Source organism: Marivita sp. (genome assembly GCF_051859345.1).
Classification (GTDB): domain Bacteria; phylum Pseudomonadota; class Alphaproteobacteria; order Rhodobacterales; family Rhodobacteraceae; genus Marivita.
The window spans coordinates 1-9,387 of the sequence record NZ_JBHYFV010000065.1 but is presented as its reverse complement, the minus strand read 5'-3'; the positions used below and the strand labels follow the sequence as shown (position 1 = coordinate 9,387).

General features: G+C 60.4%; 13 protein-coding genes and 1 pseudogene. 13 read left to right on the top strand and 1 reads right to left on the bottom strand.

What is annotated here, in order from left to right; genetic code table 11:
- Together ACTIEN_RS21285 and ACTIEN_RS21280 are read left to right on the top strand one after the other, a co-directional pair.
- Positions 1-527: enoyl-CoA hydratase-related protein (locus tag ACTIEN_RS21285; RefSeq protein WP_439525155.1), on the top strand; the 527-nt coding region annotated here is incomplete at its 5' end.
- On the top strand, positions 524-895 hold the full coding sequence (locus tag ACTIEN_RS21280) for a hypothetical protein (RefSeq protein WP_439525154.1): 372 nt from the start codon (positions 524-526) through the stop codon (positions 893-895). The genes ACTIEN_RS21285 and ACTIEN_RS21280, both read left to right, overlap by 4 nt.
- Positions 896-899: 4 nt before the next feature.
- On the opposite strand, the gene ACTIEN_RS21275 is transcribed toward ACTIEN_RS21280, so the two are convergent.
- Complete coding sequence (locus tag ACTIEN_RS21275) at positions 900-2,228, bottom strand: MmgE/PrpD family protein (protein WP_439525153.1); 1,329 nt, start codon at positions 2,226-2,228, stop codon at positions 900-902.
- Positions 2,229-2,387: 159 nt separating this feature from the next.
- On the opposite strand from ACTIEN_RS21275, the gene ACTIEN_RS21270 reads away from it, so the two are divergent.
- The 11 genes and pseudogenes from ACTIEN_RS21270 to ACTIEN_RS21220 form a co-directional block, all read left to right on the top strand.
- Positions 2,388-2,780, top strand: coding sequence for a VOC family protein (locus tag ACTIEN_RS21270; RefSeq protein ID WP_439525152.1), 393 nt, complete (start codon positions 2,388-2,390; stop codon positions 2,778-2,780).
- 360 nt (positions 2,781-3,140) lie between these two features.
- On the top strand, positions 3,141-3,506 hold the full coding sequence (locus tag ACTIEN_RS21265; RefSeq protein ID WP_085635769.1) for an NADH-quinone oxidoreductase subunit A: 366 nt from the start codon (positions 3,141-3,143) through the stop codon (positions 3,504-3,506).
- On the top strand, positions 3,497-4,126 hold the full coding sequence (locus tag ACTIEN_RS21260; protein WP_439525151.1) for a NuoB/complex I 20 kDa subunit family protein: 630 nt from the start codon (positions 3,497-3,499) through the stop codon (positions 4,124-4,126). Before ACTIEN_RS21265 ends, ACTIEN_RS21260 begins: the two co-directional genes overlap by 10 nt.
- Positions 4,123-4,731 carry an NADH-quinone oxidoreductase subunit C gene (locus ACTIEN_RS21255; protein WP_439525150.1) on the top strand — a complete coding sequence of 203 codons (609 nt, stop codon included), beginning with the start codon at positions 4,123-4,125 and terminating at the stop codon, positions 4,729-4,731. The genes ACTIEN_RS21260 and ACTIEN_RS21255 overlap by 4 nt, the downstream gene beginning before the upstream one ends.
- Complete coding sequence (locus tag ACTIEN_RS21250) at positions 4,731-5,960, top strand: NADH-quinone oxidoreductase subunit D (RefSeq protein WP_439525156.1); 1,230 nt, start codon at positions 4,731-4,733, stop codon at positions 5,958-5,960. The genes ACTIEN_RS21255 and ACTIEN_RS21250 overlap by 1 nt, the downstream gene beginning before the upstream one ends.
- The gene (locus ACTIEN_RS21245) at positions 5,957-6,241 is read left to right on the top strand and encodes a hypothetical protein (RefSeq protein WP_439525149.1); all 285 of its coding nucleotides are present in this window, start codon (positions 5,957-5,959) and stop codon (positions 6,239-6,241) included. The genes ACTIEN_RS21250 and ACTIEN_RS21245 overlap by 4 nt, the downstream gene beginning before the upstream one ends.
- A complete protein-coding gene (locus ACTIEN_RS21240; RefSeq protein WP_439525148.1) occupies positions 6,238-6,549 on the top strand; it encodes a hypothetical protein in 312 nt (103 codons plus the stop codon). The genes ACTIEN_RS21245 and ACTIEN_RS21240 overlap by 4 nt, the downstream gene beginning before the upstream one ends.
- Positions 6,550-6,557: 8 nt before the next feature.
- Positions 6,558-7,808: an NADH-quinone oxidoreductase subunit E gene (locus tag ACTIEN_RS21235; RefSeq protein WP_439525147.1), complete on the top strand. Its 1,251-nt coding sequence runs from the start codon at positions 6,558-6,560 to the stop codon at positions 7,806-7,808.
- Positions 7,809-7,836: 28 nt separating this feature from the next.
- Positions 7,837-8,679 (top strand): endonuclease, encoded by an 843-nt coding sequence (locus tag ACTIEN_RS21230; protein WP_439525146.1) that lies wholly within the window; start codon positions 7,837-7,839, stop codon positions 8,677-8,679.
- A gap of 19 nt (positions 8,680-8,698) precedes the next feature.
- Complete coding sequence (locus ACTIEN_RS21225; RefSeq protein ID WP_439525145.1) at positions 8,699-8,917, top strand: DUF5337 domain-containing protein; 219 nt, start codon at positions 8,699-8,701, stop codon at positions 8,915-8,917.
- A gap of 3 nt (positions 8,918-8,920) precedes the next feature.
- Positions 8,921-9,387: pseudogene (locus tag ACTIEN_RS21220) on the top strand (NADH-quinone oxidoreductase subunit F); the annotation flags it as partial.

Sequence of the window (9,387 nt, the reverse complement as noted above, 5' to 3'; positions counted from 1 at the left end):
GCCGCCGGATCGCGACCATGCTGGGGGCTTTGTACGATCTGCCGCAGCCCTTGATCGGGCGGGTGCAGGGCAACGCGTTGGGGGGCGGAGTTGGTCTGGTGTCGGTCTGTGACGTGGCGATCGGCGTGACCGGGGCCAAGCTTGGTTTCACCGAAACACGGCTGGGGCTGATCCCTGCCAATATCGGGCCGTATGCGCTGGCTCGGATGGGCGGGACGCGTGCGGCCGAGGTGTTCATGTCGGCGCGGGTGTTCGGGGCAGACGAAGCCGTCCGGTTGAACCTGCTGAGCCGTGCGGTTGAACCGGACGGTCTGGACGCGGCGGTAGAGGCTGAGGTTCTGCCCTACCTGTCCTGCGCGCCCGGAGCGGTGGCCGAGGCCAAGGCGCTGATGCGTGAGTTGTCGGGGCGGGTGACGACAGAGCAGGTCGACAGGGCGATCGACGCGTTGGCGATCCGATGGCAATCGGACGAGGCGCGCGAAGGGGTGGGCGCGTTCTTCGACAAGCGGGCGCCAAGCTGGATGTGACGGTCCAGATTGCGCATCTTTACGGGACGGCTTGTCTGGCCATCGTGTTCTTTCAGATTGCGCTGATCGCCGGTGCGCCTTTGGGGCGTTACACACAGGGCGGCACACATGACGGTGCGCTGCCGATGTCCGGGCGCATCATTGCGGCGGTGTCGATCCCGGTGGTGCTGTTTCAGGGGCTGGCGATCTTGTCGGCTGCGGGGTTTCCGGGCCTTGGATGGCCAACCTGGACAGGCTGGGTGGCTTTTGCGGTTCAAGTTGTGAGCACGGTTCTCAATTGGATCACCCCGTCGAAACCCGAACGGGCGGTCTGGGGGCCGGTGATGCTGGTCATGGCGGCGATGGCGTTGGTGGTTCTGACGGCGTGATCCGTCAGACCGGAGCGGTGAGCAAAGGCAGAAGGCCGGTCAGGTCGTCCCCGTGGCCAAGCTGCAAGACGCGGGTTTCGATCGCGGCCGAGCGCGGTTTTCCCAATATCGGTTCGGCATAGGCGCGATACTTGGCCACAACCGTTTCGCGTGAGGCTGGGTCTTCCGGATCGCCAAGGGCTTCGGTCGGGCCGGAGGTCAGGTGGGTGCCGTCGGCCAGAACCAGTGTGACATCAGAAATGCGATGCGCCGGGAAGGCGGCGTTGTAGGCGTCGCTTTCGCGGATCACCATGGATCGGGCCAGACGCCGAATTTCCGGGTTGTCAAAGCTGTCTTCGGTCACATCATTCGGTCCACATGTCCCGCGCACCAGACCAACTGCGGCGGGGAAGGCGGTTGAGTATTGGGCTTCTTCGGTGGTTTTCGGGTCTGTTCCGGCAAGGCGGCGGGATTCGTGAAAGGTGGTGATCTCGATCCGCGCCACATCTTGCGAGGTCAGACCGTGCTGACTGCGCAGGTTCAGAACGGCCTGAAGCGCGGGTTGGGCCCAACGACAGACGGGGAAGTGTTTGAAATACTGTTCGGTGATGCGCCACGTCTGGCCCAGATCGGACCAGAGGTCGGCCACGTCTTCGCGCTCTACCGTGAGGGCAGGCGCGCCGGTAAAGCCGTCCCGCGCGAGGTAGGCGGCGGAGACACCCGCCATTGCGCCCCAACCCGAACCGTCCTTGACCATCGTGGGGTGGTCGATGTTGCGCATCATCTGGCTGCGGGGGCCGTGATATTCCGCAATGCCGATCGCTTCGCGGGTTCTTGCGGGATCAAGCTTCAGAACACGCGCGCCAAGCGCGGCGGCAGCAATGGCGATCCAGGCGCCCGAGGTGTGATATTCGGGCACGCTGCGGTGCAGGGCGATCCCGGCGCGGGTGCCGATTTCGTAGCCCACAACCAGCGCAGAAAGGAAGTCCTGCGCGTCCATCGCACCCTCTGCCTGACTTGTCGCAAGCAGCGCGGGGAAGACACCGCATCCGACATGACCTTTGGTCAGCTTGTGTCCGTCATGCGCATCAAGCGCGTCGATGGTCATGCCACCGGCCATCGCGGCACCCGCGGGGCTGACCATGCGCCCATCGAAAAGAATCTGTGCGCCATGCCCGCCAAAATGCTGCGTCGCATGACCCCGGATAATCCGCGACAAAGCGGTTGCCTGCCCTCCGGCCGCGACGCCAATCAGATCGAGCAACCAGCGACGCCCGAAATCGAGCATCTCGTCCGGAATGTCGCGATAGCGTGTCTCGTGCAGGAAGTCGGAAAAGGTGCAGGTGAGTGGCATGGTTGGGGGCTTTCGGGTCGGATACCTCTGTCCAGTGTCGGCTGTCCAGACTCGACGCGTCTTGTCGGAAAGCGACGTCCTACACTTGTTGAAACGATGTCATCGGCGTTTTGCCTGATTGGCGTTGTCCGCCTACTCGGCGGTCTCTAGGCAGGAGCCATGAAACAGTCACTCAGTCTCGTTGCGTTGGTCGTGCATGACTACGACGCCGCCATTGTTTTTTACACCCAGGTGCTGGGCTTCGATCTTGTCGAAGACATCTACCAGCCTGAACAGGACAAGCGTTGGGTGGTGGTCAAACCCAAGGGGGTGGGCACCGCGTCGATCCTTCTGGCCAAAGCCTCGACCGAAGAGCAGGTAAGCCGTGTCGGCAATCAGACCGGGGGACGGGTGTTCCTGTTCCTGCAAACGGATGATTTTGAACGGGATTACGCGCTGTATCGTGGCCGGGGTGTGACCTTTGTCCGGGAACCCAAGCAAGAGAGTTACGGTATCGTTGCGGTGTTCGAGGATCTCTACGGCAACTTGTGGGATTTGATCGAGTTCGCCTGAGCGTGCATTTCTTGTATCGCAAGGTGCCAAGTCGCCCTTGGTAAAACGCACTTGGAAAGACCTTTGGTCACAAGACTCTGGCGGCGTTCCTTCGATCCGTACCGATTTTGCACAGCGGTTCGGCAGGTGCCGCGACGCAACGGCGCGGTGTGGTGGACGCATGGGCGCCGGCGGATTGCCGCATGTCGTTCAAATCAGCCATAAAATCTCAGGGTTCAACCCGATTTCCGGTGGATATTTGCGGGTCAGAAGATGTTGCCCTGCGGTTGACCCTTCCATGTGACGGGAGTACATCACCTGCAAGTCAACCTCGCCATTTGACGGTGCGTGTCAGTGCGCGATGGGAAAAGGAGCTTCGTCTTGGAAGACATGCTGCGGGAATACCTGCCAATCCTCGTGTTCTTGGCCATCGCCATCGGGCTGGGACTTGTTCTGATCCTTGCCGCGGTGATTATCGCGGTGCGCAATCCGGACCCGGAAAAGGTGTCGGCCTATGAATGCGGGTTCAACGCATTCGACGATGCACGGATGAAGTTCGACGTGCGGTTCTACCTCGTGTCGATCCTGTTCATCATCTTCGATCTGGAAATCGCGTTTCTGTTCCCCTGGGCGGTCGCGTTCCAGGATGTGAGCATGGTCGGCTTCTGGTCGATGATGGTATTCCTTGCGGTTCTGACCATCGGCTTTGCCTATGAGTGGAAAAAAGGAGCCCTGGAATGGGAGTGACTGATTCCGACACCGACGCGGCGCGCGTCACGGACACACAAGGCATGGGCGGCAATCAGAGCCCGCGCATCAAGTCCGGTCCGTCCGCCCGCACGCCGCAAGAGGCGTATGAGCCAGATCTGACAGGGGATACCGTCACGCAGGCGCTGAACGCAGAGCTGTCGGACAAGGGGTTTCTGCTGACCTCGACCGAGGACATCATCAACTGGGCGCGCACCGGGTCGCTGCACTGGATGACATTCGGTCTGGCCTGCTGCGCGGTCGAGATGATGCACACCTCGATGCCGCGCTACGACCTCGAACGCTTTGGCACAGCCCCGCGCGCAAGCCCGCGCCAGTCGGACCTGATGATCGTGGCGGGCACGCTGACCAACAAGATGGCACCGGCCTTGCGCAAGGTCTACGACCAGATGCCCGAGCCGCGTTATGTGATTTCGATGGGATCCTGCGCCAATGGCGGCGGGTATTATCACTACAGCTACAGCGTTGTTCGCGGCTGTGACCGGATTGTGCCGGTTGATGTCTATGTGCCGGGCTGCCCGCCGACGGCCGAAGCGTTGCTCTATGGCATTATGGCGTTGCAACGGAAAATCCGCCGGACAGGGACGATTGTACGATGAGCGAAGCCCTCAACGAACTTGGTCAGCATATCGAACTGAAGCGCCCGGATTGCGTGATTGCGTGGGATGTGAGCCATGACGAGCTGAATATCGACGTGGCGCCGTCGAACATTGCCGGGTTTGTCGATTTTCTGAAGACCGACAACACCTGCGAGTTCTCGTCGCTGGTGGACATCACGGCGGTGGATTACCCGGACCGGCCCAAGCGGTTCGACGTGGTGTACCATTTCCTGTCGATGTACCAGAACCATCGCATTCGCCTGCGGGTGAGCATCCGGGAAGATGAGATGGTGCCATCGGTGACCAGCGTGCATTCCAGTGCCAACTGGTTCGAGCGCGAGGTGTTCGACATGTTCGGCATCCTGTTCTCGGGCCACCCGGACCTGCGCCGCATCCTCACTGATTACGGCTTTCGCGGCTACCCGCTGCGCAAGGATTTTCCGACCACGGGCTACACCGAAGTCCGCTACGACGACGAGAAGAAGCGCGTGGTCTATGAGCCTGTGAGCCTTGTTCAGGAATACCGGCAGTTCGATTTCATGTCGCCGTGGGAAGGCGCGCAATATGTGCTTCCGGGTGACGAAAAGCAGGAAGGGGCGAAATGATGGACGGCTCCAAATTCGACGACGGAAGTGTAGACGCGGTCTCTGGCGAACAGAGCATCCGCAACTTCAACATCAACTTCGGCCCGCAACACCCTGCGGCACATGGCGTTCTACGTCTGGTGCTTGAGCTGGACGGCGAGATTGTCGAACGCTGCGATCCGCATATCGGCCTGCTGCACCGTGGCACCGAAAAGCTGATGGAAAGCCGGACGTATCTCCAGAACCTGCCGTATTTCGACCGCCTGGATTACGTCGCACCGATGAACCAGGAACACGCCTGGTGTCTCGCGATCGAACGGCTGACCGGTGTTGAAGTGCCACGCCGTGCATCGCTGATCCGGGTTCTGTATTCAGAAATCGGCCGCATCCTGTCGCACCTGCTGAACGTCACCACGCAGGCAATGGACGTGGGTGCGCTGACGCCGCCGCTCTGGGGGTTTGAAGAGCGCGAAAAACTGATGATCTTTTACGAACGGGCGTGCGGCGCGCGGCTACACGCTGCCTATTTCCGCCCCGGCGGTGTGCATCAGGACCTGTCGGCCGACCTGATCGACGATATCGACGCTTGGTGTGACAGTTTCCCTGCCGTGTTGGATGATATCGACGGATTGCTGACCGAAAATCGCGTCTTCAAGCAGCGCAACGCTGATATCGGCGTTGTGACCGAAGAGGAAATCCTGGATTGGGGTTTCTCGGGTGTCATGGTGCGCGGGTCGGGTCTTGCCTGGGATTTGCGCCGGGCGCAACCTTATGAATGTTATGACGAATTCGACTTCAAGATCCCGGTGGGCAAGAACGGCGACTGCTATGATCGCTACCTTGTCCGTATGGCCGAGATGCGCGAAAGCCTGAAGATCATGAAGCAGGCGATTGAAAAGCTGCGCGCACCTGACGGGCGGGGCGAAATCCTTGCCCGTGGCAAGATCACGCCGCCGAAACGGTCCGAGATGAAAACCTCGATGGAAGCACTGATCCATCACTTCAAGCTTTATACCGAGGGCTTCCATGTGCCAGCGGGCGAGGTCTATGCCTGTGTCGAAGCGCCCAAAGGTGAATTCGGCGTGTATCTGGTTGCCGATGGCAGCAACAAGCCCTACCGCGCCAAGCTGCGTGCGCCGGGCTTTCTGCATCTTCAGGCGATGGATCATGTTGCCAGTGGTCATCAGCTGGCCGATGTGGCGGCGATCATCGGCACGATGGATGTCGTGTTTGGAGAAATTGACAGATGACGCGCGTTTTGGGCTCGTTGGCTGGTTTGGGCCTTCTGGCGGCCTGTGCCCTTCCGCCTGATGGTGTAAAGCCTGACGATCTGGTGGCGTTCGATGCTGCGGTGGCGTCTGTTGGCTGTGATCTTGTCGGCGAAAGCGATTACCTTCCTGTTGAGCTTCAGACAGGCTTGACCCGCGAGCAGGTTGTTGAAACCGCGCAATTCAGGTTGGCAAACGAACAGGCTGTGGCGCTTGATAACGGCGGTGTCCGCCTGATCACCGGAGCCTGCGCGCCGGCATGATCCGGGCAGCCGTGATAACCGCCACGCTGGCCTCTGGTGCCTCGATGGTTTCTGCGGTCGAGCCCGGTCAGTCGGATTTTGTGTTTTCGTCTGACCTGTCGGCGCAAGGGTTTGCACCGTTTGGCACCGGTGGAACGGCAAACACGCTTTACGGCATGACCGATGGGTCTGACATCTACCTGTGTTTTCTGTTCGACACGCCCGAAGATCAGGGCACGCGACAGACCGCGCTTCTGGCTGAACTTGCGGGCGAAAGCCCGACCCGCGCCATACCGAATATTCCCGTTGTCTGCGTGATGACGCAATAGGATCTGATATGTTACGACGCCTTCACCTCGAGCAACCCGACAGTTTCGCCTTCACCGCTGCCAATTTGGCATGGGCGGAAGCCCAAATGACCAAGTATCCCGAGGGCCGTCAGGCCAGCGCGATCATCCCGCTTCTGTGGCGCGCGCAGGAACAAGAGGGCTGGCTGAGCCGCCCGGCGATCGAGGCGGTCGCGGATATGTTGGGCATGGCCTATATGCGGGCGCTCGAAGTGGCGTCGTTCTACTTTATGTTTCAGTTGCAACCGGTTGGCAGCGTTGCCAATATCCAGATTTGCGGCACCACGTCCTGCATGATCTGCGGGGCCGAAGATCTGGTTGCGGTGTGCCGTGAAAAGATCGCACCCAAGCCGCATATGGTGTCCGCCGATGGCAAGCTGAGCTGGGAAGAGGTCGAGTGTCTTGGTGCCTGTGCCAACGCGCCGATGGCGCAGATCGGCAAGGATTACTACGAAGACCTGACGACCGATCGGTTCGCGGAAATCCTTGACGAACTGGTTGCAGGCAATGTCCCGGTGCCGGGGCCGCAGAATGGACGTTTTACCTCGGAACCGAAGTCCGGGCTGACCAGCCTTAAGGATTTTGATTCCGGTAAGTACCAGTACAATGCGTCTGTGCAGCTTGCCATGGATATCGGCGATACCATCAAGAGGATTGACGGAACCGAGGTTCCTTTGATCACGCCGTGGCAGGACAAGCCGGCCAATGCCGCAAACCCGCCAAGCCCGGGACCCGATGCGATGATGCCTCCGGCGGGACCGGATGGCGCACAGGGTGGACGTGCCAAAGCTGACGCGCCTGCGCCGCGTGATGTGGGCGAAGCGTCGGACAAGCGATCTGAAGTGCCCGGCGAAGCGCCGGGCGTCGAAGCCAAGGGCAAACCGGCGCCAAAGGCATCCGCAGTGAACTCTGCCACAAACGCGACATCGGGCGCAGAGGCCGCACCGGGACTGAAGCCGGCCACGCTTGATGCGCCCAGCGACGGCAAGGGCGACGACCTCAAGCTGATCAAGGGGATCGGTCCGAAACTGGCGACGCTCTGCAACCGTTTGGGCTTTTATCATTTTGACCAGATTGCAAGTTGGACAGCAGAAGAGGTGGCCTGGGTCGATCAGAACCTTGAAGGGTTCAAAGGCCGCGTTTCCCGCGATAATTGGGTCGAACAGGCCAAGGCACTTGCCTCAGGCGGCGAGACAGAGTTTTCTGCACGTGTCAAGAAAGGTGATGTTTACGAGAAGTAACATCTAAACACGGACAGGGAGAATACGCATGCAACAACAGAATTTCGGCATGGGATGCCAACTGGGGTCATGGGCTTTGGCCGCAGGGGTTGGACTTCTTGTCTTTATCCTGCTGCTGGTCATTGGGGACTGGGGTGTGATCGCTTCTATCTTCATGGCCGGGTTGGCAATTGTTGTGTTGGGCGCGGTTTTCAACTGGCTGTTCTGCCGTGATCTTCCCGCCGCGCGCGGACCGGGCAACGCCGATGAAGGCCATGTTGCGGACACCACCGCTCCTGCTCCTGCCGCCCCGGCACCGACCGCGGCTGCCCCGGTGGCATCTTCTGCCGTTGAGACCACAAGCCCGGCAACCGCTGCGCCTGCCACTGCTGACGCGAAACCGGATGTCAGAACCGCCACCGCCAAGGCAGATGCCGAGGCCGGTTCACAAGTCAAACCGTCCGCCAAGCTTGCCGGTCAGGATGATCTGGCGTCGCGCAAGGGCGCGTGGAAATATGAAGGCGATGGCGACAAGGCTGCACCCGCAGCGGCGGCATCGACCCCGGACTATGATGGTGACGGCAAACCAGAGGGCAGCGCAGAAGGCGCAAAGCCCGCAACCCTGTCGGCGGCACGCGAGGGTGGGCCGGATAACCTGAAGGAAATCAAGGGTGTTGGCCCCAAGCTTGAAAAGCTGCTGAACTCCATGGGGTTTTATCATTTCGACCAGATCGCCAACTGGACAGCCGATGAAGAGGCGTGGGTGAACGCCAACCTTGAAGGTTTCAAGGGCCGCGTCAGCCGCGACAACTGGGTCGAGCAGGCCAAGATTCTGGCGTCCGGTGGGGATACCGAATTCTCCAAGCGCGTTGACAAGGGCGACGTGTACTAATCAAGGCTGGGGCAAAACCATGGACCGGGGATCAGAAGAGTCACGCAAGGGACGCCGTATCGCGTTGTTGATTGCAGGTGTGGGTGTCTTCTGGATCCTGATCACGGCCATCGGGTCCGAATATGGCTGGAGCCAACGCACCCGAGCCCTGTTCGACCTTGCCGCATTGGCAGGGTTCGGCGCGGCACTATGGATGACATATCAACTCTGGCGTGCGCGCCAGACCGACAAGGATTGAGCAATGCTGAGCGATCAGGACCGGATCTTTACCAATATCTACGGGATGCACGACCGGACCCTCAAGGGGGCGCAGTCGCGTGGTCACTGGGATGGTACGGCAAATATCATCAAGAAGGGTCGTGACTGGATCATCGACGAGATGAAAGCCAGCGGTTTGCGCGGTCGCGGTGGCGCGGGTTTCCCGACAGGTCTCAAGTGGTCCTTCATGCCCAAGGAAAGCGACGGGCGTCCGGCGTACCTTGTCGTGAATGCCGACGAATCCGAACCGGGCACCTGCAAGGACCGCGAGATCATGCGCCATGATCCACACACGCTGGTCGAAGGTTGTCTGATCGCGTCTTTCGCGATGCAGGCGCATGCGTGTTACATCTATATCCGCGGCGAATACATCCGCGAGAAAGAGGCGCTTCAGATCGCCATCGACGAGGCCTACGAGGCCGGTCTGGTAGGCAAGAACGCATCCGGCTC

Excerpts from the sequence above, each read along its gene's own strand:
- ACTIEN_RS21225 (WP_439525145.1), top strand. The coding sequence starts at position 8,699 with ATGGACCGGGGATCAGAAGAGTCACGCAAGGGACGCCGTATCGCGTTG.
- ACTIEN_RS21230 (WP_439525146.1), top strand. The coding sequence starts at position 7,837 with ATGCAACAACAGAATTTCGGCATGGGATGCCAACTGGGGTCATGGGCT.
- ACTIEN_RS21240 (WP_439525148.1), top strand. The coding sequence starts at position 6,238 with ATGATCCGGGCAGCCGTGATAACCGCCACGCTGGCCTCTGGTGCCTCG.
- ACTIEN_RS21260 (WP_439525151.1), top strand. The coding sequence starts at position 3,497 with ATGGGAGTGACTGATTCCGACACCGACGCGGCGCGCGTCACGGACACA.
- ACTIEN_RS21270 (WP_439525152.1), top strand. The coding sequence starts at position 2,388 with ATGAAACAGTCACTCAGTCTCGTTGCGTTGGTCGTGCATGACTACGAC.
- ACTIEN_RS21275 (WP_439525153.1), bottom strand. The coding sequence starts at position 2,228 with ATGCCACTCACCTGCACCTTTTCCGACTTCCTGCACGAGACACGCTAT.
- ACTIEN_RS21250 (WP_439525156.1), top strand. The coding sequence starts at position 4,731 with ATGGACGGCTCCAAATTCGACGACGGAAGTGTAGACGCGGTCTCTGGC.
- ACTIEN_RS21255 (WP_439525150.1), top strand. The coding sequence starts at position 4,123 with ATGAGCGAAGCCCTCAACGAACTTGGTCAGCATATCGAACTGAAGCGC.
- ACTIEN_RS21245 (WP_439525149.1), top strand. The coding sequence starts at position 5,957 with ATGACGCGCGTTTTGGGCTCGTTGGCTGGTTTGGGCCTTCTGGCGGCC.
- ACTIEN_RS21235 (WP_439525147.1), top strand. The coding sequence starts at position 6,558 with ATGTTACGACGCCTTCACCTCGAGCAACCCGACAGTTTCGCCTTCACC.